Consider the following 25,684-nt stretch of genomic DNA (forward strand, 5'->3'; position numbering starts at 1 on the left):
CTCCTTTTTTAAAGGGAGTTTTTTATGGAAGATTTATTAAAAGTCGGCGTGATCACCACAACTCACGGAGTTCGCGGCGAAATCAAAGTTTTTCCTACAACAGATGACGCGGAACGTTTTCTTGAGCTGGAATATGTACTTCTGGACACCGGCAGGGAACTTCGCAGACTGGACATCAAAAATGTCCGTTTTTTTAAGAACCTTGTCATTTTAAAATTCGATGGCATTGACAACATTAATGACATCGAAAAATACAAAGGAAAAGATCTCTGGATACCGCGAGAAGAAGCACAGGAGCTGGGCGAGGATGAATACTATATTGCTGATCTTCAGGGATTGAAAGTTGTCCTCGAAGACGGAACAGAATTCGGAACGCTTCGCGATGTCATGGAGACAGGAGCAAATGATGTTTATATCATTGACTCAAATGAGCATGGAGAAGTTCTTCTTCCGGCGATCAAAGAATGTATTCTTGATGTAGATCTTGAGAAAAATACCATGACAGTACATTTGATGAAGGGGCTTTTATAAATGAATTTTCACATTTTAACACTTTTTCCGGAGATGATCGAGCAGGGGATGCATACGAGTATCATCGGGCGTGCGATTGCAGGCGGTTATCTTTCTATAAATGCTGTAAATATCCGTGATTATGCTTTTAACAAGCACCAGAAAGTAGATGATTATCCATATGGAGGCGGGGCCGGAATGCTGATGCAGGCAGAGCCGGTCTATCTTTCATATGAAGCTATCAAAGAAAAAATCGGTTATCGTCCAAGAGTCGTTTATCTGACCCCTCAGGGAAAAGTCTTTCATCAGGAGATGGCGAAAGAGCTTGCCCAAGAAAGGGATTTGGTATTTCTTTGCGGCCATTATGAGGGTATTGATGAGCGTGTACTGGATGAAATCGTTACTGACTATGTATCGATCGGTGATTATGTACTGACCGGAGGCGAGCTTCCGGCAATGGTTATGATGGATTCCATTTCCCGAATGGTGCCCGGGGTTCTGAGCAATCAGGAATCCGGTGAGACAGAGTCTTTTGCCGGTAATCTTCTCGAATACCCGCAGTACAGCCGTCCGGAAGAATGGCATGGGCAGAAGGTTCCTCCGGTGCTTCTTTCCGGACATCACGCCAATATCGAGGCATGGAGACGTGAGCAGTCGGTCATGCGAACAGCAAAGAGACGACCGGATCTTCTTAAAAAAGCAGACCTGACAAACAAAGAATGGAGTCAGGTACGTCAATGGAAAAAAGAGTGGAAAGCCGCAGAAAATGAGGCTTCAAAGGAATAAAGGAGCAGTTTATGAAAACATCAGATTTTTATTATGATCTGCCGAAAGAACTGATTGCACAGGATCCGCTGGAGGACAGAAGTTCTTCCAGACTTCTTCATCTTTCAATGGAAGACGGATCTTTTGAACATAGACATTTTACGGACATTCTCGACTATCTTAAAGAAGGAGACTGTCTGGTAATTAATGATACAAGAGTCATTCCGGCCAGATTGTACGGACATAAAGAAGAAACAGGAGCACTTATTGAGATCCTTCTTCTGAAACGCAAAGAAAATGATATCTGGGAATGTCTTGTAAAACCAGGAAAGAAAGCACGCCCGGGAGCAAAGATTACATTTGGTGATGGAATCCTGACAGGAGAGATTATCGATATTGTCGATGAGGGAAACCGTCTGATCCAGTTTCATTATGATGGGATTTTTGAAGAAATTCTCGACCAGCTCGGTGAAATGCCGCTTCCTCCGTATATCACACATAAATTAAAAGACAAAAACCGTTACCAGACTGTTTATGCAAAGAATGACGGTTCTGCGGCAGCTCCGACAGCCGGTCTTCATTTTACGAAAGAATTGATGAAGCAGGTCGAAGAAAAAGGAGTAAAGATTGCGCATGTAACTTTGCATGTCGGTCTTGGTACTTTTCGTCCGGTAAAAGTTGACGATGTAGAAAGTCATCATATGCATTCTGAATTTTATATGGTAGAAGAAGACCAGGCCAAACTGATCAACGATACCAAAAAGAACAGCGGAAGAGTAATTTCCGTAGGAACGACAAGCTGCCGTACACTGGAATCCGCAACTGATGAAAATGGTATTCTCCATGCTGGAAGTGGATGGACAGAAATTTTTATTTATCCGGGTTACAAGTTTAAAATGATCGATGGACTGATTACAAATTTCCATCTTCCGGAATCTACACTGCTTATGTTGGTTTCTGCACTTGCAGGAAAAGAATATATCATGGCAGCTTACGAAGAAGCAGTAAAAGAACGTTACCGCTTTTTCTCCTTTGGGGATGCCATGCTGATCCTCTAAAAACAGGACTACCCTTTTTTACTTCAATTTGCTATAATAGGCATATTGAGGAGAAAAAGGGTTTTTTTATATCTGAAATCTGATCAAAAGAATATACCATCAAAGGAGAAGGACATATGGATACACCAATTATCGCACAGTATTATAGAGAGACCGAACCGAAAAAACGTAAACAACTTCTGGATCAGGCCATTGCATCCGGAGAGGATCAGGAAGCAAATGAAATCCGCCGTGAAATCTATGAGGCACGGTACAAAAATACCACAAATGATGGCGGCATTGCTGACGGTTATCTGAAATTCTGGATGGCTCTTGAGTTTAACCGCAATGCCGGTCACAAAATATTTGGTCCGGGAAAAGCACAGAAGGAAATCCTGAAAGAACTCGATGATGTCAAATTTCGCGAAATTCGTGCCAAAAGTCCGCTTCACGAAGAGCTTCTTTACAGAGAGTGCAAGCATCTCGTGAAATTTTACATGACTCTCTGTGCGCAGGACAAAAACTACAACAGTATTCTTTGTGGGCTTATCACTATCAAAAAAGAAAGTTCCGAAGCCAAAATGAAGAGAGACATTTATGAGACAGCCATCCGTCTTCCAAAGGATCTTAATCTGGAAGAAGAGCTGGCACTTGTCACAAAAGCCGCTCATGAAGTTTATGGGCAGGAATATCCGGAAGAGAGCGGATTCCCGGAATAAATACGCTCTGTTAAGAAATACTATATGTACTATGTAAATCGGAGGCAATAATGAATTTAGACAGTTTAACGGCATATAAATTAGTTAAAAAAGAAAAGCTGAACGATATCCGTTCAACCGGTTATCTGTTTCGACATATCAAAACAGGTGCCAGAGTTATGGCAATCGAAAACGATGATGAAAACAAAGTCTTCAACATTGCATTCCGCACCCCGCCCAAAAACAGCACCGGTGTGGCTCACATTCTCGAACACAGTGTTTTGTGTGGATCGAAGGACTTTCCGCTGAAAGATCCTTTTGTAGAGCTTGTAAAAGGCTCACTGAATACGTTCTTAAATGCAATGACTTATCCGGACAAGACCTGTTATCCTGTAGCAAGCTGCAATGATCAGGATTTTCAGAATCTGATGCATGTCTATCTGGATGCGGTATTTTATCCGAATATTTACAAAAAAGAAGAAATTTTCCGTCAGGAAGGATGGAATTATCATCTTGAAAACACGGAAGGTCCGCTGACTTACAATGGCGTTGTATATAACGAAATGAAGGGTGCATTTTCTTCACCGGATGATGTTCTGGAAAGAGATATCATGAATTCTCTTTTCCCTGATATTACGTATGGCTGTGAATCAGGCGGAGACCCGGAAAATATCCCGGATCTTTCCTACGAAGAGTTCCTTGATTTTCACAGAACTTATTATCATCCGTCCAACAGTTTTATTTATCTGTATGGAAATATGGATATGACAGAAAAACTTGATTTCATTGACAAAAAATATCTTTCTGTATTTGACAGTTTACATGTTGATTCCGAAATTCAGGAGCAGAAACCATTTGATAAAATGCATGATCTTGTCATGGAATACCCTGTTGCCGAGAGCGAGAGTGAAGAAAACAATTCTTATCTTGCATACAGTGTTGTCACAGGAAATGCAATGAACAGTCTCGAATGTACTGCATTTGATGTGCTGGATTATGCACTGCTTGGAGCACCTGGCGCACCTCTTAAGAAAGCGCTTCTGGATGCAGAGATCGGATCTGATGTGTATGGTTCTTATGAAGACGGTATTCGTCAGACATACTTCGATGTCATTGCAAAAGGTGCAGATCCGTCACGCAAAGAAGAGTTCGTTTCCATTATTCGCCGTGTTCTGACAGAAATCGTTCAGAACGGTATTGATCCGAAGGCACTTGAGGCTGGCATCAACTGCATGGAATTTCGTTACAGAGAAGCAGATTTCTCTTCCTACCCGAAGGGACTGATCTACGGACTGGATATTCTGGACAACTGGCTCTATGATGATGAGCATCCATTTGCACAGGTGCAGCTGATTCCTGTGTTTGACAAACTGAAAGAATTAAAAAATCAGCGATATTTTGAAGGACTGATTCAGAAATATCTGCTTGATAATACACACGGCTCGATCCTGACACTGAACCCGTCAAGAGGTCTGACTGCCCGTAGGGCAAAGGCCCTCGAAGAGAAACTTGCTGCACATCTTGCATCACTTAATGATGAAGAAAAGGCAGAGATGGTTCAGAAGACTGTCGAGCTTGAACGATATCAGGAAACTCCGGAAGATCCGGAAACTGCAAAATGCATTCCTATGCTGAAAAGAGAAGACATCCGCAAAGAGATCACTCCATTTACAAATGAAGCGTTGGATATTGACGGAAGTCTGTTCCTTTATCATGAAGTACCTACTAACGGTATCGGCTATCTTGATCTGATGTTTGATGTGAAGGATCTTCCGGCAGAGAAAGTTCCGTATCTCGGACTTCTCAAGTCCGTTCTGGGGTATGTCGATACTGCGCATTATACTTACGGCGAACTCACAAATGAGATCAATGCAGAGACTGGTGGTATCATGTGCGGAGTAGAAGTTTTTGATCATGCAGAATCGATTGATGAGTTTCGGGCATTTTTCTCTGTACGCGGAAAGACCATGTATCCAAAGACAGATGTACTCTTTAAAATGATCCGTGAAATTCTCAATACTTCCAGCCTTGAAGATACCAGAAGACTTCATGAGATTATTTCACAGGTAAAATCAAGAGCCCAGTCGTCTCTTGTAAGTGCCGGACATTCGACCGCAGTTCTTCGTGCTGCATCCTATACTTCTCCGATGGCGGCATTTCAGGATGCGATGGCAGGAATTGCGTATTATCAGTTTATTGAAACACTGGATCGGGAATTTGAAGAACGAAAAGAAACTCTGGTTGCTGAACTTACAGAACTTATGAGAGAGCTTCTTCGTCCGGAATATCTGTGCATCAGTTATACCGGAGAGAGAGAATCTCTCAGTGATGTCCGGAAGCAGGTAAAAGCCCTTCGTCAGACACTTCATCAGGAAGCTGTGGAAATCGGCGAACAGAGCATTACATGCGAAAAGAAAAACGAAGCCTTTACAACTTCCGGTCAGGTGCAGTATGTTGCCCAGACAGGAAACTTCCGTAAAAAAGGTTTTGCATACTCCGGTGCTCTGAATATTTTAAAAGTTGCATTGAGCTATGATTATCTCTGGACAAATATCCGTGTCAAAGGCGGTGCATATGGATGCATGAGCGGCTTTAAACGCAGTGGGGAAAGTTTCTTCGTATCCTATCGTGATCCGCACCTGAAACGTACACTGGATGTATTTAAAGGCATTCCGGAATATGTACGTAACTTTAATGCAGATGAACGAGAAATGACCAAATATATCATCGGAACCATCAGCGGCAAAGATGTTCCGCGTACTCCGAAGATGCAGGGAGCAATTTCCAAAAATGCATGGTTCTGCGGTGTTACAGAAGAAATGGCACAAAAAGAAAGAGACGAGATCCTGAATGCAGATTCCGTATCCATGCAGGCACTTGCTCCACTGATTGAAGCAGTACTTTCAAATGATGCAATCTGTGTCGTGGGAAGTGAGCCGGCAATCAATAAAGAAAAAGAACTGTTTGATACTGTACTTCCACTGATCAATGGTTGAACAAAAGAGAATTTACAGGAGCTGTTAAATGAAAGAAAATTTTAAATCAGGTTTTACTGCAATCATCGGACGACCGAATGTCGGAAAATCCACACTGATGAATCATCTGATCGGACAGAAGATCGCAATTACTTCGAAGAAACCACAGACAACCCGTAACCGTATCCAGACAGTTTATACCTGCGATGACGGTCAGATCGTCTTTCTGGATACACCGGGTATTCACAAGGCCAAAAACAAACTCGGTGAATATATGGTACAGGTTGCCGAACGTACCTTAAAAGACGTTGATGTTATCCTGTGGCTGGTAGAGCCGACAACTTTTATAGGGGCAGGAGAACGTCATATTGCAGAGCAGTTACAGGGACTTCATATTCCGGTCATTCTGGTAATCAACAAAGTAGATACCGTAGACAAAGATGAAATTCTGAAGGCAATCGATACTTATCGCAAGCTTTATGATTTTGATGAGATCATTCCGTGCTCTGCACTTCGTAACCAGAATACCGAAGATATCATTCCGAGTATTCTGAAATATCTGCCGTACGGTCCGATGTTTTATGATGAGGACACTGTGACAGACCAGCCGCAGAGACAGATCGCCGCGGAAATTATCCGTGAAAAAGCACTGCATGCACTTGATGCTGAGATTCCTCACGGAATCGCCGTTGCCATTGACCGAATGAAAGAACGTCCGGGCAAAAACCGTCTGGTTGATATTGACGCGACCATCATCTGTGAACGTGATTCTCATAAAGGTATTATCATTGGCAAACAGGGTGCCATGCTGAAAAAGATCGGCAGCAATGCACGTTATGAGTTGGAGCGTATGCTGGATGCAAAAGTCAACCTGAAACTCTGGGTAAAAGTCAAAAAAGACTGGCGCGACAGCGACTTTATGATCAAAAACTTCGGTTATGACAAGAAAGAAATTTAAAAAGATTAATCTGAAAAAGGGAATCTGAAAGATGAGTGATCTTATTACCGTACAGGGTGTCGTAATCTCGGCAATGCCTGTAGGCGAATATGATAAACGTATTGTACTTCTGACCAGAGAGCGCGGCAAGATTTCCGCCTTTGCAAAAGGGGCCAGACGTCTGAACAGTCCGTTCATGGCGGCTGCGGATCCTTTTGTATTTGGTAATTTTACATTATATGAGGGGCGGACAAGCTACAATCTGAATCAGGTATCAGTTACCCATCATTTTGTAGAACTGGCGACAATGCAGCCGGGAGTCTATTATGGATATTATTTTCTGGAGCTGGCGGATTATTTCGGAAGAGAAGGAACCGACGAAAAAGAGATGATGAATCTTCTCTATGTGACAGTAAAAGCACTGATGAACCAGCAGCTGGATAACCGGCTGATACGCTGTATCTATGAGCTGCGTACGATGGTCGAGCAGGGACTTTGCCCACAGCTTTTTCAGTGCACCGGCTGCGAAAAAGAGATTTCGGACGGCGAAGACTGCTTCTTTTCGCAGGATATGCATGGAATTCTCTGCATATCCTGTGCTCTGGGAAAGAGAGATGCAAGACGTATCTCGCCATCCGCCTTATATGCCATGCGTTACATAGCTACAGCGCCGATGGGGCGGCTTTATTCTTTCCGTGTAGAACCGGAAGTGCTTCTGGAGCTCGAACAGATCATCCATCTGTATACAGCACGAAATACAGACAGAAAATTCAAAAGTCTTCAGATTCTTGAAGTCATGAAGTAAGTAAATCCAATAAAAAAGTTGAAATATATTTTAAATGCGGTATAATGTTGAGAAAACGCAACGAATAAAACAAAGAGGAGAACTATCATGGAAAAAACAATGGAGAAAATCGTTGCTCTGGCAAAAGCCAGAGGATTCGTCTATCCGGGCTCTGAAATTTACGGTGGTCTGGCAAATACCTGGGATTACGGTAATCTCGGTGTAGAATTAAAAAATAATGTAAAACGTGCATGGTGGCAGAAATTTATTCAGGAATCTCCGTACAATGTCGGCGTTGACTGTGCGATCCTGATGAACCCACAGACTTGGGTTGCTTCCGGTCATCTTGGCGGATTTTCCGATCCTCTGATGGACTGTAAAGAATGCCACGAGCGTTTCCGCGCGGACAAACTGATCGAAGATTTCTGTGCAGATCATGACATCGAGATTGAAGGCAGTGTAGATGCATGGTCTCAGGAAAAAATGATGGACTTCATCAAAGAACACGAAGTAGCGTGTCCATCCTGCGGCAAGCACAATTTCACAGACATCCGTCAGTTCAACCTGATGTTCAAGACATTCCAGGGTGTAACAGAAGATGCCAAAAATACAGTTTATTTAAGACCTGAAACAGCACAGGGTATCTTTGTCAACTTTAAGAACGTACAGAGAACATCCCGTAAAAAAATCCCGTTCGGTATCGGCCAGATCGGTAAATCTTTCCGTAACGAGATCACACCGGGTAACTTTACATTCCGTACACGTGAGTTCGAGCAGATGGAACTTGAATTCTTCTGTGAACCGGATACAGACCTCGAGTGGTTTGCATACTGGAAGAAGTTCTGCCTTGACTGGCTGAGTTCCCTTGGCCTTAAAGAAGATGAGGTTCGTTATCGTGACCATGACAAAGAAGAACTGAGCTTCTACAGCAAAGCTACTACAGACGTAGAATTCCTCTTCCCGTTTGGATGGGGCGAACTGTGGGGTATTGCCGACAGAACAGATTATGACCTGACACAGCATCAGAATGTATCCGGACAGGATCTGACATACTTCGATGACGAGAAGAAACAGAAATACATTCCATATGTTATCGAGCCGTCACTCGGTGCTGACCGTATGGTGCTTGCATTCCTCTGCAGTGCATACGATGAGGAAGTGCTTGACGCTGAGAAGAATGATGTACGTACTGTACTTCATTTCCACCCGGTACTTGCACCTGTTAAGATCGGTATCCTTCCGCTTTCCAAAAAGCTGAATGAAGGTGCAGAGAAGATTTATCAGCAGCTCAGCAAGAAATACAACTGCGAATACGATGACCGTGGAAACATCGGTAAACGTTACAGAAGACAGGATGAGATCGGTACACCGTTCTGCGTTACTTATGACTTTGAGTCTGAAAATGACGGAGCTGTTACTGTACGTGACCGTGATACCATGGAGCAGGTACGTATTAAGATTGATGAACTTGATGCATATTTCGCTGATAAGTTTACATTCTAAGTAAATAAAGATTAAACAAATATCACCCACCGGAACTGGTATCTGAAATACAAACAGGCTTCGGAAACCGTCAGTTCTAAGATGTGAATTTCATCGTTAAATGCATATACAAAAATCATAAACTCGCTTCGCTCAGACAGTATGATTTTTGTATATAATACGATTCATGCACATCTAAGAACTGGCTGGTTTCCTGCAGAGCGCTTGTATTCAGATATCAGATCGGTGGGTGTTTTACGTTTTCTTTATATGTACTTAGAAGGGGTAAAGCTTTTCTGCGAAGATATGCTGCGCCGGGCAGGCGCGGGCATCTGGATCGCGGCGGCTCCGCCCGCCGCCAATCTCTCCCCGTCAAGAAACTGTTTATGCAGGAGAGTAGTGTTGAAATTACCGTAAAAGTAAATGTATATAAAAAAATTGCTTCATAATATCACGGCCAGCAGTTATATTCTTGTGATTCTGCGAGCCTGAGATACTTCGTGAATATACTTAACAGCCAGAAATATATGTTGCCCGAAAAAACAGCATTGTCTGAGCGTAAGCGAGTTATGCTGTTTTGCCGGGCGTTTTTAGTATATCTTCTGGCTGGTTAGTATATTAGAAGTCTCTCACATGAGCATAATCACAAGAATACATACTGCGTCCGTGCCCCTGTATAGGCATTTTCTTCTTATATACACTTATCTTTATTTTGCAAATAATACATACTGCACAAATAAACTTGACTATTTATATAATACTTGTTAAAATTATACATTATATGCGACGCAAAGGAGAGAACAGTATGGCAAAAAAACGTAATATCATCGTAGGACAGTCCGGTGGTCCGACATCCGTAATCAACTCCAGCCTTGCAGGCGTATACAAAAACGCCATCGAACGTGGCTTTGATAAAGTATACGGTATGCTCCATGGTATTCAGGGACTTCTGGACGAACAATACATTGATCTTTCTACCCAGATTCATTCTGAACTTGACATTGAATTACTGAAACGGACACCATCTGCATTCCTCGGTTCCTGCCGTTTCAAACTTCCGGAGATTCACGAAGACAAATCCATCTATGAAAAGATCTTTGACATTCTGAACCGTCTGGATATTGATGCCTTTATCTATATCGGCGGCAATGATTCCATGGATACGATCAAAAAACTCTCTGATTATGCGATTCTGACTGGACAGACACAGAAATTCCTGGGTGTTCCAAAGACTATTGACAATGACCTTGCACTGACTGACCATACTCCTGGATTCGGAAGTGCAGCTAAATATATCGGCGCATCAACAAAAGAGGTCATCCGTGATGCACAGGGACTTACCTACAAAAAGAGCATGATCACGATTATGGAAATTATGGGACGCAATGCAGGATGGCTTACCGGAGCAACAGCACTTGCCCGCACAGAAGATTGTGACGGACCAGATCTTATTTATCTTCCGGAGGTTCCGTTTGATATTGATAAGTTTCTTACCAAAGTCAAAGATCTCATTAAGAAAAAATCTTCCGTGGTTATTGCTGTTTCAGAGGGAATCCGCCTTGCTGACGGTCGGTATATATGCGAACTCGGAAGCTCGGGTGATTACGTAGATGCCTTCGGTCATAAACAGCTTGCCGGAACCGCAACATATCTGGCAAACTTCCTTGCAGCAGAATGCGGATGCAAGACGAGAGCAGTAGAACTCTCTACTTTACAGAGAAGCGCTTCTCACATGGCATCCCGAGTAGACATTGATGAGGCATTTATGGTTGGCGGTGCTGCGGTCAAAGCTGCAGATGAAGGAGATACCGGTAAGATGATTGTTATTGACCGTGTATCTGATGATCCATATATGGCCACGACAGGTATTTATGATGTGCACCGCATTGCAAACGAAGAAAAAGTCGTACCGCGCAGCTGGATGAATAAAGATGCCACCTATGTTACAAAAGACTTTGTAGATTATATCAGTCCGCTCATTCAGGGAGATTATCAGCCGATTATGGTAAATGGTCTTCCGAGACATCTTGTACTTAATCTGAAGAAGAGACGCTGATAATACAGCGTACAAATGGGGAAAGTTTTTGCATCATGCTAAAAACTTTCCCCATTTTTTGACAGTTTAACCTTGACTATTTGTACTAAAGTCTATACAATAATTATGTGCGTATAAAACATAGTTTTTATGTGAAAAGAACAATAATTAGGAGGAAAATGTAAAATGGCAAAATGGGTTTACATGTTTACAGAAGGTAACGCTAATATGAGAAACCTTCTGGGTGGTAAAGGTGCCAACCTTGCTGAAATGACAAACCTTGGTCTTCCTGTACCGCAGGGCTTTACAATCACAACAGAAGCCTGCACACAGTACTATGAAGACGGAAGACAGATCAATGACGAGATCATGGCTCAGATCATGGAAGCAATCACTAAAATGGAAGGAGTTACCGGTAAGAAATTCGGTGACAAAGAAAATCCTCTGCTTGTTTCCGTTCGTTCTGGTGCCAGAGCTTCCATGCCTGGTATGATGGATACTATCCTGAACCTTGGTTTAAATGAAGAAGTAGTTAATACTCTTGCTGAGAAATCCAACAACCCACGTTGGGCTTGGGACTGCTACAGAAGATTCATTCAGATGTACTCTGACGTAGTTATGGAAGTTGGTAAGAAATATTTCGAAGAACTGATCGACGAAATGAAAGCTAAGAGAGGCGTTAAACAGGACGTTGAACTTACAGCTGAAGATCTTAAAGAACTTGCAGAACAGTTCAAAGCTGAATATAAAGAAAAAATCGGTGCTGAATTCCCAACTGATCCTAAGGAACAGTTAATGGGTGCTATCAAAGCCGTATTCCGTTCATGGGACAACCCGCGTGCAAACGTTTATCGTCGTGACAACGATATCCCATATTCCTGGGGAACAGCTGTTAACGTACAGATGATGGCATTCGGTAACATGGGTGATGACTGTGGTACAGGTGTTGCTTTCACACGTGACCCTGCTACAGGAGCTAACGGTCTGTTCGGTGAATTCCTGACAAACGCTCAGGGTGAAGACGTTGTTGCCGGTGTTCGTACACCTATGCACATCACCGAAATGGAACAGAAATTCCCGGAAGCATTCGTACAGTTCAAACAGGTTTGCAAAACTCTGGAAGACCACTACAGAGATATGCAGGATATGGAGTTCACTGTAGAGCACGGTAAACTTTACATGCTGCAGACACGTAATGGTAAAAGAACTGCACAGGCTGCTCTGAAGATCGCTTGTGACCTCGTTGATGAGGGAATGAGAACAGAAGAAGAAGCTGTTGCAATGATCGACCCACGTAACCTTGATACTCTGCTTCATCCGCAGTTCGATGCAGCTGCTCTTAAAGCTGCTACACCGATGGGTAAAGGCCTTGGTGCTTCTCCAGGAGCTGCTTGCGGTAAAATCGTATTCACAGCAGATGATGCTGTTGAATGGGCAGAAAGAGGAGAAAAAGTCGTTCTTGTACGTCTTGAGACATCTCCGGAAGATATCACAGGTATGAAATCTGCTCAGGGTATCCTGACAGTTCGTGGTGGTATGACTTCTCACGCAGCAGTAGTTGCCCGTGGTATGGGTGAGTGCTGTGTATCCGGATGCGGTGATATCGCTATGGATGAAGAAAACAAGAAATTCACACTGGCTGGCAAAGAATTCCATGAAGGAGACTTCATCTCCATCGATGGTACAACAGGTAACATCTACGACGGAATCATCCCGACTGTAGACGCTACAATCGCTGGTGAGTTCGGCCGTATCATGGCTTGGGCTGACAAATACAGAACTATGAAAGTTCGTACAAACGCAGATACACCGGCTGATGCTAAGAAAGCAGTTGAGCTTGGTGCAGAAGGTATCGGACTTTGCCGTACAGAGCATATGTTCTTCGGTGAGGGACGTATCGATGCATTCCGTGAAATGATCTGCTCCACAACAGTAGAAGAAAGAGAAACAGCTCTTGCAAAAATTCTTCCATATCAGCAGGAAGACTTCGAAGGACTGTTCGAAGCACTGGAAGGCAACCCGGTTACTATCCGTTTCCTGGATCCGCCACTTCATGAATTCGTTCCTACTGAAGAAGCTGACATCAAGAAACTTGCAGATGCTCAGGGCAAAACCGTTGAAGAAATCAAAACTATCATTGATTCTCTCCATGAGTTCAATCCAATGATGGGTCATCGTGGATGCCGTCTTGCAGTTACTTATCCAGAAATTGCCAAGATGCAGACAACAGCAGTTATCCGTGCAGCAATCAAAGTTAAAAATGCTCATCCGGATTGGGCAATCAAACCGGAAATCATGATCCCGCTTGTTGGCGATATCAAAGAGCTTAAATATGTTAAGAAATTCGTAGTAGAAACTGCAGACGCTGAGATCAAAGCAGCTGGTTCCGACCTTCAGTATGAAGTTGGTACTATGATCGAGATTCCGAGAGCAGCTCTTACTGCTGACGATATTGCTAAAGAAGCTGACTTCTTCTGCTTCGGTACAAACGACCTTACACAGATGACATATGGCTTCTCCCGTGATGATGCAGGTAAATTCCTGAACGCTTACTACGATGCTAAGATCTTCGAGAATGACCCATTTGCTAAACTTGATCAGGTTGGCGTTGGCAAACTCATGAAGATGGCTATCGAACTGGGCAGACCGGTTAACCCGAACCTCCATGTAGGTATTTGTGGAGAGCATGGTGGAGATCCGTCTTCCGTAGAGTTCTGCCATAAGATTGGTCTGAACTATGTATCCTGCTCACCGTTCCGTGTACCGATCGCTCGTCTTGCAGCAGCACAGGCAGCTATCGCAGAAAAGAACGCTTAACAGCAGTTTATAAGGCTATTAAGTTAACCTGATATTTGTGTCCCAACGGAGTAGTACCGACCCTCACTTTACAGGAAACTGTATCGTGGGGGTCTTTTTTATAGTTTTTTCTTTGAAAACCCGTTTGTTAAAGAATTTGACAGCATATTGTTTAAAAGAGTATAATAAATTTGAAATATTTTTAGTGATTTTAGGTAATCATTTCATGGTATTCGGGAGAATTACATATGAATATAGCAGAAACATATACATATATGAAAAGAAAGTTTATACATGAGACTTCAGAAAATGCAGGGCGATATGTTTGAACGTTAATATATATTTTTTTCTGGATGGGAATATGAATATGTATATGGGGAATGGAATTCTTGAAATCAGCAGAATCGAAAGCGGACAGACAAAACTGGACGAAGCTGTCTGCAACCTTGAAGATATCATAAAAAACAGATATTATCATCCGGGATCAGGCGCTGGAAACACTTGCCAACATTATATTTACTAAAGATAAAAAATCCAGCCACACTAAAAAGAGGTTGAAAAACAAAACACAGCCTCGTATAATGGCATATGGAAATTTACGTTACAAAGTGGGGGAGTAGTTTTGAAAAATAACAAATATGAAATTGATATGTGCAATGGATCAATCATGGACAAGCTGATCTCTTTTTCATTGCCTTTGATGCTTTCCGGTATTCTGCAGCTTATGTTTAACGCAGTTGACATTATCGTTGTCGGACAGTTTACCGGAAGCCAGGCTCTGGCTGCTGTCGGATCGACTACTGCATTGATTGCAGTTTTTACCAACTTATTTATTGGTATATCACTCGGTGCAAATGTGCTTGCAGCACGTTTTTATGCTTCCGGCAAATATAAAGAAATGTCGGAGACAGTACATACCTCGATCACATTGGCACTTATTAGCGGTATCATTATGGCTTTTGTAGGACTTCTGTTTTCGAAAGTTGCTCTGGAAATTATGAGTACACCGGATAATGTCATTGACCAGTCCACCCTGTATATGAGAATATATTTTCTTGGTATGCCATTCTTTATGCTGTACAATTACGGCGCCGCCATTTTAAGAGCAGTAGGAGATACAAAAAGACCCTTGATTTTTTTGATCATCTCAGGACTTGCAAATGCAGGATTAAATTTACTTCTGGTCATTGTTTTTGATATGGGAGTTGCCGGTGTTGCGATAGGAACCGTTGTATCACAGTTTATATCCTGTGTGCTTGTTCTTCGCTGTCTGCATCATTCGGAAGGAAGTTATCAGCTCCGCTTTTCAAAACTGACCATCAAAAGCTTCTATCTGAAGCAGATTTTTCAGGTTGGTGTACCTGCCGGAATCCAGAGCACAGTTATCAATCTTTCCAATGCATTATTACAGTCCTCTGTCAATTCATTCGGTTCAACTGCAATGGCAGGATATACAGCAGCCAACAATATCTTCGGCTTTTTATATATTTCTGTAAACTCCATTACACAGTCATGCATGAGTTTCACCAGTCAGAATTACGGAGTGCGGAAGACAAAACGTATGGATAAAATTCTCATTGACTGCATAATCCTATCTTTTGTTTTTTCGTTTACACTTGGGTGTGGCGCATACTTCTTTGGAAATGAACTGTTACGATTATATACCAGTGATCCAAAGGTTATTCAGTGCGGGATTGAAATACTTGCCTATACAACAGTGCCGTATTTCTGCTGCGGACTGATGGATCTGTTTCCGGGTGCACTTCGCGGAATGGGTCATTCCGGTGTGCCTATGATCCTTTCTATCATTGGTACTGTAGGAACAAGAATTGTATGGATCTTCGGACTTTTTCCGAACCACAGATCCCTGTCATTTTTGTTTATTTCTTACCCTGTATCCTGGATTCTGACAATCCTTATGCAGGTAATCTGTTTCTATTTTGTCAGAAAAAAAGTACACAAAACGATATTATCTGCAGATAAAAAGTATCTGTAAGAAAAAGCTCCGGAGAGCTCCTGGTCATTTCAGGAACTTCCGGAGTTTCTTTTCGTTCTTAGGGGTATATGGCTGATACCGTATGGAAAGGTCCGGCCAGGTCTTTTTATTTACAATGCTCTTGTAATGTGTAAAGGTGCGGAAACCTTCTTCGCCATGATATGCTCCCATTCCGCTTTCGCCAAATCCGCCGAATCCCATTTCGGAAGTTGCAAGATGTACCAGTGTATCATTGATACAGCCACCGCCAAAATCACAGCGTTCCATCACTTTGTTTGCAAGTCTTCCTCTGGAAGTAAATACATAAACTGCCAGCGGATGTGCCATGGAATTGATTTTTTCGATTGCTTCATCGATTGAATCATAGGTAACGATCGGAAGAAGCGGACCAAAAATTTCTTCCTGCATGACTGCGTCTTCGAAGGTTACGTTATCAAGTACCGTAGGCTCAATCTGCAGCGTTTCCTCATTATAATTTCCACCGGCAGCAACTTTTTCTTTATTGATCAGTCCGAGCAGCCGACGAAAATGTTTCTCATTGATGATTTTTCCATAATCCGGATTTTTAAGTGGTTCCGTCGTATATTGCCGGTTAATCTGCCGGATGATCTGCCGTACCAGTTTGTCCCTGATTTTACGGTCGCAGTAAATATAATCCGGGGCAACGCAGGTCTGTCCACAGTTCAGAAGTTTACCAAACACGATACGTCTGGCTGCCAGTTTCAAATTGCATCGGCGGTCAACGATACATGGACTTTTTCCTCCTAATTCCAGCGTGACCGGAGTCAGGTGTACAGCGGCCTTTGTCATAACCTCTCTGCCGACATGCTGACTTCCCGTAAAAAAGATATAATCAAATCGTTCGCTCAGAAGAGCTGTATTTTCTTCACGTCCTCCTTCGACCACCGCCACATAAGAAGGATCAAAACATTCTGCAAGAATCGCTTTGACAACTGCGGTTGTGGCAGGAGAGAAGGCACTTGGTTTCAGGATTACCGTATTACCGGCGGCAATCGCGTCGATCAGAGGATCCAGAGAAAGCAGAAGCGGATAGTTCCATGGACTCATAATAAGAACTACACCGTAAGGAACCGGTTTCTTATAACTGTGCGCAGCAAACTGTGCCATCGGTGTCGGTACATCCTGTCTCTCGGCATATTCTCTTACATGATGGAGCATATGTGTAAGTTCACTTAAGACAAGTCCTGTTTCGCACATATAACTTTCGAAAGCACTTTTGCCAAGGTCTTTTTTCAATGCTTCATTAATCTCTGTCTCGTGCTGCAAAACAGCCGTTTTTAATTTACGAAGCTTCTCGATACGTTTTTTTACCGGAAAAGTATCACCGGTATGAAAAAAGTTTCTCTGATTTTCAATCAGCGTTTTAATCTCTGTCTCTGTCATGAAAATTTCCTCTTTTCGATAAGTCTTAAGATTCTTATGTGAATATATAATACAACAATACAGAATAAAAAGTCAATCGTGCCATAATTCTTCAAAAATATTGTATATTCGACAAAAGCATGGTAAACTGTCTATATCTATACAATCATCACAATAAATGGAGGAAAATTTATGATGAATCGTACCAGACAGATTTTAAAAAAGGCTGTTGTTACAGCAATGGGAGCTTCTCTGGTTGTTTCCGGCAGCAGCACCGTATTCGCAGCAGGTTCCTATCAGGAAACAGAAAAAACTGCACTTGCAAATGTAGTAAGTAAATTACCGGAAGCATGGGACGGCTATCTTGAGAATTACCAGAAAGCCTGCAAAGGAACAAAAGGCACATTTACACTGACTGTAGAAGATACTGGACGGGCACTTGCCGGTGCGCTTATGGGAGGCACCGATGTTTCCTGGCTTCAGAGTTTTACTTTTGACAGTGATATTACCATCAAAGATGGTGTGGAAGCCATTGCCAGTGGATTACTTCTGAACGACACCAAACTGTGTGATCTGAATCTCTACATGGATCTTGCAAACATGGCTGAGTATATTCAGATTCCACAGCTGTCCGAGGGATATATTACAGCACCGATTCAGAGTACAGTCACCACCACCAATGGTGTTGCAGAGAACTCTCAGGAAATCATGAGCACCTACATGAATGCACTGTCAGATCTTTCTTCTGCACTTCCGGATTCTGATACACTCGGAACACTTCTTGACCGCTACGGAAATATTATCATTGATAATATCGAAGAAGGATCTTCTGTTGAAGAGTCTGTATCTGTAGATGGCATCAGCGAAGACTGTACTGCATATGAGGGAACTGTTTCTGAAAAAGCTGTTACAGCTATGGCAGAGGGAATCCTGACTGCAGCCAAAGATGATGCTGAGATCAAAGGTTTATTTGAACAGTGGGCAGGTGCCTCCGATGGAGAAAACCAGTATCAGCAGTTTGAGGATGCTGTAGCAGATGCGCTTGACAGTATCGGATCTGCTGACGGAGAAGTTTCCGAAGATCCTGTATTTTCCTCAAAAGTATGGGTAAATGCAGACAATAGAATCGTCGGACGTGAATTTGCCGTCATAGACGGAGCAGAAACTACTCCTGTATTCACATGGAAAGCACCATCTGATGGTGATACTTCCGCATTACTTCTTGAAATTACGGCAGAGGATTCTTCCCTTACACTGACCGGAAGCGGCACAACCAGTGATGGACTTCTGAATGGAGATTATATCTTTGCAATAGACGGAACAGAGGCAGCTGATATTAACGTTGAAAACCTCGAGACCAAACCAGAAAAAGCAGGCTACTATAATGGAACATTAAATGTAACCTTCCCGGCCGCAGAAGCTGATGATACAACCACAGACGAAGAAAGCGAAGCAGCATCCAACCCGCTGGCAGGATTTGGTATGGTGATCAATCTTGAGTCTGATGCGTCTACAGATGCAAGTTCTATAGGTCTGACTGTTACAACATCCGGTGCACCGATCGCTACACTTACAATAAGCAGCGGATATGGAGATGGCGTAGATATTCCGGATCTGACTTCTCTGGATAAGACTTATGATGGTTCTGATGATGCAGCAATGACTGAATATGTAGCAAATATCAACTGGGATACTTTCCTTGCAAATATTAAGGCCGCCGGTGTTCCGGATGAGCTTGCAACACAGCTTGAGACTATCCTTACCTCAGCAGTTGAAAGCATGACCGCAACAGATGAAGATCAGGATACAAGCGCAACAGACAGCAGCGCAGATGGTGAGACAGAAGCAGCAGATGATGCAGCATAAATAAAAGAGAGCCACTTGGACTCTTATATATAAAAACAGTAAAAAGGATACCCTCAGGCAGATGCCTTGAGGATATCCTTTTTTTTGACGTCATATAAAACATATTCCGCATTACACATAACAAGTGCGGCTGCAGTTGGCAATATTGCGATCCATGCACCTTTCAGACCGATCCATGCACAGGAAAGAAAAGCAATTGCAGCTCCTCCATAAAAGCAGATCAGTACCTTTCCGAAATAGATTCCTCTTCGAAGAGATTCTGTATCTTTGCTGCACAGATATTCGGTAAATCCTGTAACACACTGACGCAGATTATTTGTGGAAAAAATACTGGAACTTGCAAAACCGTCGGCACCTTTAAAAGAACACCACTGGAAAGCAGTAGCAAAAAAAATCGGAAACAGTGCAACAAACGGATTCATTTCTGCAGGATAAAAACCAATGACCAATAATACTGCTCCATCAATCAGGATGCTGAGTCTTTTTTGATTTATTTTTGATATCTTATGGGAGATTACTACAGTTGCCGCCATAGAAACAATGTAAATCATCATTGCCAGGACACGGAAAAACCATTGCTCATCCGGATGTCCCACGGCATCCATTGCAAGAGAAAGCATATTTCCTGTCTGGGCAGAGCCAAATACATCATGACGGTTAAGGATTGCATAGCCACCCATAAAACCACCAATCAACGTCATAGTAAGATGCAGATGCCTTTCAAGTGTCGCTTCATCCATTTAAATCATTCCTTTTCTTAAATTCACTGGATTTATTATAATCTTGCATATATATATTGTAAAATTAATATTTTATCTATATAATATAAATTACTTTTATATATGGAGGAATTTTATGAATTACACAGACATACATACCTTTCTTACCATTGCATCCAGCCCGTCCCTTTCTAAAGCGGCTGAGAGCCTGTTTGTATCACAGCCTGCCCTCAGCCATCGTTTGTCTGCGCTGGAAGAAGAGCTCGGAACAGAACTGATCATACGTAAAAAAGGATCACGTACACTGGAGCTTACCGAAGCCGGACAACGCTTTGTCCCAATTGCACGCAAGTGGGAGCAGTTATGGATTGAGACGGGAAAAATCAAATTCGAACAGCCCTCGACACAGCTTCGAGTCGTGAATGTTGACAGTATGAACTTTTATTTTATGCCACAGGTCATTGGAAATTTCCTTGAGGAACATCCAAAATGCAGTCTGCATATCAATACTATGCAGTCGAATCTCTCTTATAAAGCAGTCGAAAATAAAGATGCAGATCTCGGTCTGATCACAAATCCGCATTTTTTTAAGAAAGTACAGACAATCCCTCTTTTTGAAGAACAGCTTGTCTTTGTCTGCGGAGGAGATGCGCCATATCAGGACGGTCTTCTTCCTTCACAGCTTGACAGTGCGGATGAAATCTATATTCCATGGAGCAATACTTTCCTTATGTGGCACGATTACTGGTTTGGTAATGACCCCGAAGTAAAAGTTATGCTGGACAATATAGCACTGCTCAGACAGCTTCTGGATCTGAAAAATACATGGGCGATCATGCCGGCAACTCTCGGCCGAAAACTTGCCGAAAAAGAAAACTGCCGGATCGTTTCCATTGAAAACGGTCCGGAGTATCGTACTTGCTATGCAATTATGAATGACCAGAGAAGTGAACATCCACTGATTGACGATTTCCTGAATGAATTATTGAAGACGGTAGGTAATATCCCGGAAATCCGACTTCTCGATCTTACATTTCGTCGTAAGAATCCGTGAGATCCTCATCGCCCGAATAATCTTCGGATGAATCTTCAGAGTCAGTACCTTCTGAAACTTCGCAGGTATCGTTCCCTTCAGAATTTTCCGTAGATCCGCTTCCGATCCAGGAACTGCGTTCCTGAATCTTCTGCAGGATACGGTCTGCTTCCTCGCCGCTGGCCGGTGTCGGCTGGTAATTATTGTATCCAGAATCGGATGAAATAGAACACGGAATGATATTTGTAACATTGTCAGCTTTTACACCATTTGAATCAATTGTAAAGGTCTGCTGAAAGATCATTGTATCCATATCACTCGGATAGGCATTTCCGCCGAAACAGAAATTGCCGAGACTGTAAACAATGTTTTTGCCTTTGTATTCCTCGATTCCCTGAAGGACATGAGGATGGTGGCCACATACAAGATCGGCCCCGAGATCAATGGCGAGATGTCCGAGTGTAGTCTGATTACTGTCCGGAACTTCTTCTTTTTCGTTTCCCCAGTGGAAGATAACGATGATCAGCTGTGCACCATCTTTTTTGACTTTTTCAATATTTTGTTTCAACTGTTCCTCTCTGCCGAGATGATCATTAAGTTCATAAATACCGACCATACCGACTTTGATACCATTTACCTCAGTGACCGCGGTTTCATCATAGCCAAAATGAATGATACCTGCTGCGTCCAGAGCACTTAAAGTATCATCAAAACTCTGGTCTCCATAATCATGACTGTGGTTATTTGCAGTATTGACTGCTTCAACAGAGCCGGCAGTAAGAATATCAGCATAAGACGCAGGCGCTTTAAATGCAAACTGCTTATCTTCACGATCCTCAGAATCCGTAAGTGTACCTTCAAAGTTTGCAATCGTAAGGTTATCCGCCTCAAAAATATTTTTTACATTTGCAAAGAAATAGTCCGGACCATTGTTATCGTAATATGCATTCAGACTTGTATCATAATCAAATTCTTCATCCGTGCCAAGTGTGCAGTCACCGACAACACTGATTGTAAGTGATACCGGATCCATAGCAGGTTCCGGTGTAACAGTAATCTTTTCTTCAGTCTGTACCTGACCAGACGAAGCCGGTTTCGCTTTACCAGAAGCGCAGCTTCTGATCAGAAGGATCAGTAACACAATAACCAGAATGGCAGCGACACCGAAAATTCTGTATCGAAGCTGTTGTTGTCTGTAATATTGCGATTTTTTTAATATTTTACTCTTTTTGTGCACCGCTTTGTTATGAACCGGACGCTTTTTATGGACAGACTGTTTCATATATTTTCCCCTTCTCCCCTGTAACATATTTTCTCAAAAAATGTCAATATTTGTCATTTAAAGAAAGTATAAGAACTTTGGGGGCTTCCGTCAATAACTTTTCAGAAACTAATAAAGGAGATTTTTTTATGACAACTTTATATATTGGAAACCACACTTCATCTTCAAAAGGATACACTGCCATGGCGAAACAGATGATTGCAAATGGTGGAAATACATTTGCATTTTTTACAAGAAATCCTCGCGGAGGAAAGGCAAAAGCCATCGACGAAAAAGACATACATAAGTTTCTCGAACTTGCAGAATCCTATCACTTCGGAAAAATTGTTGCACATGCGCCATACACATTAAATGCCTGCGCTGCAAAAGAAAATATCCGGGATTTTGCAAGAGAGACATTTGCGGATGATCTTCGAAGAATGGAATACATCCCGGGAAATTATTATAACTTTCATCCGGGCAGTCATGTAGGACAGGGAGCAGAGACCGGAATTCAGAAGATAGCTGAAATCCTCAATGATGTGTTTACCGAAGGACAGACCACTACAGTTCTGCTTGAGACCATGTCTGGCAAGGGCAGTGAAGTAGGGCGGAATTTTGAAGAGCTCAGAGAAATTATTGATCTTGTACATATGAATGATAAAATAGGAGTCTGTCTGGATACCTGTCATGTATGGGATGGCGGCTATGATATTGTGAATGATCTGGATGGTGTTCTTGATGAATTTGATCATATCATCGGACTGGATAAATTAAAAGCTATTCATCTAAACGACAGTCTTAATGACCTTGGAAGCCACAAAGACCGCCATGCACGGATAGGAGAGGGTAAAATCGGTCTGGATGCTCTTGTGCGTGTGATTCGTCATCCAAAATTAAAAGAGATTCCTTTTATCCTTGAAACGCCAAACGATGACGAAGGATGGACAAAAGAAATCTCTTTATTAAGAGAAGCTTACTCAAAATAATTTTTACAAAGATACCTCATTCTTTAATTCCATGTTTGTCCTGAAGGCCTCTGCATTCTTCAGTGTTGTTTCTGCAATATTGGTCAGTGCTTCCTCTGTAAAAAATCCCTGATGAGAAGTCAGTGCAACATTCGGGAAAGAGAGAAGTCTCTGCACTGTAGAGGTCTTCAGGATATATTCCGACATGTCTTCGTAAACAAAATCTGATTCTTCCTCATACACATCCAGCCCGACCGCAAAAAACTTGTGATCACGAATGCCGGCAATCAGATCTTCTGTACAGATCAGGCCTCCCCTGGAAGTGTTTACAAGAATGACTCCCTCTTTCATATGAGAAATAGATTCCCGGTTAACTATATGATGTGTCTCCGGTGTGAGAGGACAATGCAGACTGATCAGGTCACTGGACGAAAAAAGCTGTCCCAGAGAAACATAGGGAAGTCCTGTTTTTTCATTTGGGAACGGATCATATGCCAGAACTTTCATACCAAATCCCTGACATATCCGTGCCATTGCAAGACCGATTTTTCCTGTACCGACGATCCCGGCTGTTTTCCCGTAAAGATTGATTCCCATAAGACCATTCAATGAAAAATTATTTTCACGACATTTAATATATGCTTTATGCGTATGGCGGTTTGCCGTCAGGACAAGTGCCATTGCATGCTCTGCAACGGCTTCTGGTGAATACCCCGGTACGCGCAGCACAGGAATTCCACATTCTTTTGCCTTTGCAAGATCAACATTATTATATCCGGCACAGCGCATCAGAATCAGACGGACTCCCTGATGACGTAGTTCTTCGATTACATCTGCGCTGAGGTCTGCATTTACGAAAGCGCAGATTCCGTCATATCCAGCGGCAAGGGAAGTGGTTTCTTTATATAAGTTGGATTCAATAAATACAAATTCAATATCCGGATATTCCGGCCTCAGTTTGTCAAAAAACTGTTGATCATAATCTTTTGCACCGTAAAATAAAATTTTCATAGATACCTCCTGTACTTTAATACAATAGAAACCGATATTTGAGTTATTTTTAGGATGTCTTCTGAGGCAGGAGAGTATACATTTTCGAAACATAAAAAAACTGTCATCACATTTTCATGCAATGACAGGCTTTATTCTCATTTTATTATTTGCCTAAGCTGTAAAGATCATTATAAAATTCCGGATATGATATATTTACACAGTCTCCATTCAGGATATCCATGGTACCATCACAGATCGTACCTGCAACCGCAAAGGACATTGCCACGCGATGATCCAGATGAGAATCGATAGCTGCGCCATGCATTGGTTTGCCTCCATGGATGATCATCCCGTCCTCAGTGCCTTCAATGTCAGCACCCATACGTTTCAAATTGTCAACCATAACTGTAATACGATCAGATTCTTTAACCTTCAATTCCTGTGCATCACGGATGACCGTTGTACCATCTGCAAACGCGGCCATAACTGCGATCATCGGAATCTCGTCGATCAGAGTCGGGATGATTCCGCCTTCAATCGTTGTTCCCTTCAGATTGCTTGTGCGGATAAGAAGATCCGCTGTCGGCTCACCCTCAGTACTCTCATTAAGGAGTGTGATATCTGCCCCCATATCCATGCAGACCTTCAAAATACCAGCTCTTGTCGGGTTAATGCCGACATTTTTCAGAAGAATCTCACTGCCCGGAGTAAGAAGTCCTGCTGCAATGAAATAAGCAGCGGAGGAAATATCTCCAGGTACCTGAATCTCGCGGCCGTTCAGTGCCGGTTCCGGTACGATGGAAGCAGTAGTTCCTTCGGAAGTAACTTTTGCACCGAAATAGTTCAGCATGATTTCTGTATGGTTACGGGAAAGAAACGGCTCCGTAACACTTGTAATACTATCTGCATACATACCGGCAAGAAGTACACAGGACTTTACCTGCGCAGAAGCGACCGGAGAATCATAGTGGATTCCGTGAAGCGTTTTTCCATCAATAACAAGCGGTGCACAGCCATTATCCCGTTTACTTGTGATATCTGCTCCCATAGAAGTAAGAGGTGTCATGATTCTTTTCATTGGCCGGGTGCGAATAGAATCGTCGCCATCCAGTTCTGAAGTAAAATTCTGTCCGGCAAGAATACCTGAGATCAGGCGGGTTGTTGTACCACTGTTGCCCACATCCAGAATACCATCCGGAGCAGAGAGACCGTGAAGGCCCTTACCGTGTACCAGAATCTCAGAAGCATTTCGTTCGATATCAATACCCATTTTGCGAAAACATGCAATTGTCGACAGACAGTCGGCACCTTCCAGAAAATGTGAAATACGAGTAGTTCCTTTTGCAAGAGAGCCAAACATAACTGCACGGTGGGAGATGGATTTATCCCCCGGTACCATCAGCATACCTCTTAAATTGGTCTGTTTTTTGATTTCCATATAATTAC

Annotated in this window: 20 protein-coding genes; 15 read left to right on the plus strand and 5 right to left on the minus strand. The window is 42.6% G+C overall.

The features are described 5' to 3' along the window. Positions 1 to 24 precede the first annotated feature (24 nt). From rimM to DWW86_RS01205, 12 genes are all read left to right on the plus strand, one after another. A complete protein-coding gene (gene rimM / locus DWW86_RS01150; protein ID WP_072521239.1) occupies positions 25 to 531 on the plus strand; it encodes a ribosome maturation factor RimM in 507 nt (168 codons plus the stop codon). Continuing rightward, positions 532 to 1,296, plus strand: coding sequence for a tRNA (guanosine(37)-N1)-methyltransferase TrmD (gene trmD / locus DWW86_RS01155; protein WP_072521238.1), 765 nt, complete (start codon positions 532 to 534; stop codon positions 1,294 to 1,296). An 11-nt stretch (positions 1,297 to 1,307) separates the two neighbouring features. Continuing rightward, positions 1,308 to 2,333 (plus strand): tRNA preQ1(34) S-adenosylmethionine ribosyltransferase-isomerase QueA, encoded by a 1,026-nt coding sequence (queA, locus tag DWW86_RS01160; protein WP_072521237.1) that lies wholly within the window; start codon positions 1,308 to 1,310, stop codon positions 2,331 to 2,333. Between the two features lie 116 nt (positions 2,334 to 2,449). Further along, positions 2,450 to 3,031: a DUF6553 family protein gene (locus DWW86_RS01165; RefSeq protein ID WP_072521236.1), complete on the plus strand. Its 582-nt coding sequence runs from the start codon at positions 2,450 to 2,452 to the stop codon at positions 3,029 to 3,031. Positions 3,032 to 3,081: 50 nt separating this feature from the next. After that, on the plus strand, positions 3,082 to 6,006 hold the full coding sequence (locus tag DWW86_RS01170; protein WP_072521235.1) for an insulinase family protein: 2,925 nt from the start codon (positions 3,082 to 3,084) through the stop codon (positions 6,004 to 6,006). Between the two features lie 28 nt (positions 6,007 to 6,034). Further along, positions 6,035 to 6,943, plus strand: coding sequence for a GTPase Era (gene era, locus DWW86_RS01175; protein ID WP_015542596.1), 909 nt, complete (start codon positions 6,035 to 6,037; stop codon positions 6,941 to 6,943). A gap of 31 nt (positions 6,944 to 6,974) precedes the next feature. Next, entirely contained in the window at positions 6,975 to 7,727 is a 753-nt protein-coding gene (gene recO / locus DWW86_RS01180) for a DNA repair protein RecO (protein WP_072521234.1), read from the plus strand. Positions 7,728 to 7,814: 87 nt separating this feature from the next. Next, positions 7,815 to 9,209 (plus strand): glycine--tRNA ligase, encoded by a 1,395-nt coding sequence (locus tag DWW86_RS01185; RefSeq protein WP_072521233.1) that lies wholly within the window; start codon positions 7,815 to 7,817, stop codon positions 9,207 to 9,209. Between the two features lie 784 nt (positions 9,210 to 9,993). Next, the gene (locus DWW86_RS01190; RefSeq protein ID WP_072521232.1) at positions 9,994 to 11,244 is read left to right on the plus strand and encodes a 6-phosphofructokinase; all 1,251 of its coding nucleotides are present in this window, start codon (positions 9,994 to 9,996) and stop codon (positions 11,242 to 11,244) included. Positions 11,245 to 11,409: 165 nt separating this feature from the next. Beyond that, complete coding sequence (gene ppdK / locus DWW86_RS01195) at positions 11,410 to 14,040, plus strand: pyruvate, phosphate dikinase (RefSeq protein ID WP_072521231.1); 2,631 nt, start codon at positions 11,410 to 11,412, stop codon at positions 14,038 to 14,040. Positions 14,041 to 14,380: 340 nt separating this feature from the next. Next, on the plus strand, positions 14,381 to 14,542 hold the full coding sequence (locus DWW86_RS17005) for a hypothetical protein (protein WP_159431346.1): 162 nt from the start codon (positions 14,381 to 14,383) through the stop codon (positions 14,540 to 14,542). A gap of 99 nt (positions 14,543 to 14,641) precedes the next feature. Further along, positions 14,642 to 16,015 carry an MATE family efflux transporter gene (locus tag DWW86_RS01205; protein WP_330360645.1) on the plus strand — a complete coding sequence of 458 codons (1,374 nt, stop codon included), beginning with the start codon at positions 14,642 to 14,644 and terminating at the stop codon, positions 16,013 to 16,015. A 24-nt stretch (positions 16,016 to 16,039) separates the two neighbouring features. Here the strand turns inward: DWW86_RS01205 and DWW86_RS01210 are convergent, their stop codons facing one another. Further along, a complete protein-coding gene (locus DWW86_RS01210; RefSeq protein WP_072521229.1) occupies positions 16,040 to 17,419 on the minus strand; it encodes an aldehyde dehydrogenase in 1,380 nt (459 codons plus the stop codon). Between the two features lie 171 nt (positions 17,420 to 17,590). Between DWW86_RS01210 and DWW86_RS01215 the strand changes: the two genes are divergently transcribed. After that, entirely contained in the window at positions 17,591 to 19,264 is a 1,674-nt protein-coding gene (locus tag DWW86_RS01215; protein ID WP_117942020.1) for a hypothetical protein, read from the plus strand. 53 nt (positions 19,265 to 19,317) lie between these two features. Here DWW86_RS01215 and DWW86_RS01220 read toward each other — a convergent pair whose 3' ends face one another. Continuing rightward, complete coding sequence (locus DWW86_RS01220; RefSeq protein WP_117942021.1) at positions 19,318 to 20,004, minus strand: YoaK family protein; 687 nt, start codon at positions 20,002 to 20,004, stop codon at positions 19,318 to 19,320. A gap of 115 nt (positions 20,005 to 20,119) precedes the next feature. Between DWW86_RS01220 and DWW86_RS01225 the strand changes: the two genes are divergently transcribed. Beyond that, complete coding sequence (locus tag DWW86_RS01225; RefSeq protein WP_015542604.1) at positions 20,120 to 21,037, plus strand: LysR family transcriptional regulator; 918 nt, start codon at positions 20,120 to 20,122, stop codon at positions 21,035 to 21,037. Here DWW86_RS01225 and DWW86_RS01230 read toward each other — a convergent pair. Then, positions 21,012 to 22,298 carry a CapA family protein gene (locus DWW86_RS01230; protein ID WP_117942022.1) on the minus strand — a complete coding sequence of 429 codons (1,287 nt, stop codon included), beginning with the start codon at positions 22,296 to 22,298 and terminating at the stop codon, positions 21,012 to 21,014. The genes DWW86_RS01225 and DWW86_RS01230 overlap by 26 nt on opposite strands. 128 nt (positions 22,299 to 22,426) lie before the next feature. Between DWW86_RS01230 and DWW86_RS01235 the strand changes: the two genes are divergently transcribed. Next, positions 22,427 to 23,266, plus strand: a complete 840-nt coding sequence (locus tag DWW86_RS01235; protein ID WP_117942023.1) for a deoxyribonuclease IV — start codon at positions 22,427 to 22,429, stop codon at positions 23,264 to 23,266. A gap of 3 nt (positions 23,267 to 23,269) precedes the next feature. Here the strand turns inward: DWW86_RS01235 and DWW86_RS01240 are convergent, their stop codons facing one another. Next, entirely contained in the window at positions 23,270 to 24,256 is a 987-nt protein-coding gene (locus DWW86_RS01240) for a 2-hydroxyacid dehydrogenase (protein WP_072521223.1), read from the minus strand. 145 nt (positions 24,257 to 24,401) lie between these two features. Further along, complete coding sequence (gene aroA, locus DWW86_RS01245; RefSeq protein WP_072521222.1) at positions 24,402 to 25,676, minus strand: 3-phosphoshikimate 1-carboxyvinyltransferase; 1,275 nt, start codon at positions 25,674 to 25,676, stop codon at positions 24,402 to 24,404. Between the last annotated feature and the right edge of the window lie 8 nt (positions 25,677 to 25,684).

The sequence above is a fragment of the Ruminococcus sp. AF17-22AC genome, assembly GCF_003460065.1.
Classification (GTDB): Bacteria; Bacillota; Clostridia; order Lachnospirales; family Lachnospiraceae; genus Blautia_A.

Bases quoted from the DNA above. Each gene is read 5' to 3' on its own strand.
- rimM (WP_072521239.1), top strand. From the start codon at position 25: ATGGAAGATTTATTAAAAGTCGGCGTGATCACCACAACTCACGGAGTT.
- trmD (WP_072521238.1), top strand. From the start codon at position 532: ATGAATTTTCACATTTTAACACTTTTTCCGGAGATGATCGAGCAGGGG.
- queA (WP_072521237.1), top strand. From the start codon at position 1,308: ATGAAAACATCAGATTTTTATTATGATCTGCCGAAAGAACTGATTGCA.
- DWW86_RS01165 (WP_072521236.1), top strand. From the start codon at position 2,450: ATGGATACACCAATTATCGCACAGTATTATAGAGAGACCGAACCGAAA.
- DWW86_RS01170 (WP_072521235.1), top strand. From the start codon at position 3,082: ATGAATTTAGACAGTTTAACGGCATATAAATTAGTTAAAAAAGAAAAG.
- era (WP_015542596.1), top strand. From the start codon at position 6,035: ATGAAAGAAAATTTTAAATCAGGTTTTACTGCAATCATCGGACGACCG.
- recO (WP_072521234.1), top strand. From the start codon at position 6,975: ATGAGTGATCTTATTACCGTACAGGGTGTCGTAATCTCGGCAATGCCT.
- DWW86_RS01185 (WP_072521233.1), top strand. From the start codon at position 7,815: ATGGAAAAAACAATGGAGAAAATCGTTGCTCTGGCAAAAGCCAGAGGA.
- DWW86_RS01190 (WP_072521232.1), top strand. From the start codon at position 9,994: ATGGCAAAAAAACGTAATATCATCGTAGGACAGTCCGGTGGTCCGACA.
- ppdK (WP_072521231.1), top strand. From the start codon at position 11,410: ATGGCAAAATGGGTTTACATGTTTACAGAAGGTAACGCTAATATGAGA.
- DWW86_RS17005 (WP_159431346.1), top strand. From the start codon at position 14,381: ATGAATATGTATATGGGGAATGGAATTCTTGAAATCAGCAGAATCGAA.
- DWW86_RS01210 (WP_072521229.1), bottom strand. From the start codon at position 17,419: ATGACAGAGACAGAGATTAAAACGCTGATTGAAAATCAGAGAAACTTT.
- DWW86_RS01215 (WP_117942020.1), top strand. From the start codon at position 17,591: ATGATGAATCGTACCAGACAGATTTTAAAAAAGGCTGTTGTTACAGCA.
- DWW86_RS01220 (WP_117942021.1), bottom strand. From the start codon at position 20,004: ATGGATGAAGCGACACTTGAAAGGCATCTGCATCTTACTATGACGTTG.
- DWW86_RS01225 (WP_015542604.1), top strand. From the start codon at position 20,120: ATGAATTACACAGACATACATACCTTTCTTACCATTGCATCCAGCCCG.
- DWW86_RS01230 (WP_117942022.1), bottom strand. From the start codon at position 22,298: ATGAAACAGTCTGTCCATAAAAAGCGTCCGGTTCATAACAAAGCGGTG.
- DWW86_RS01235 (WP_117942023.1), top strand. From the start codon at position 22,427: ATGACAACTTTATATATTGGAAACCACACTTCATCTTCAAAAGGATAC.
- DWW86_RS01240 (WP_072521223.1), bottom strand. From the start codon at position 24,256: ATGAAAATTTTATTTTACGGTGCAAAAGATTATGATCAACAGTTTTTT.
- aroA (WP_072521222.1), bottom strand. From the start codon at position 25,676: ATGGAAATCAAAAAACAGACCAATTTAAGAGGTATGCTGATGGTACCG.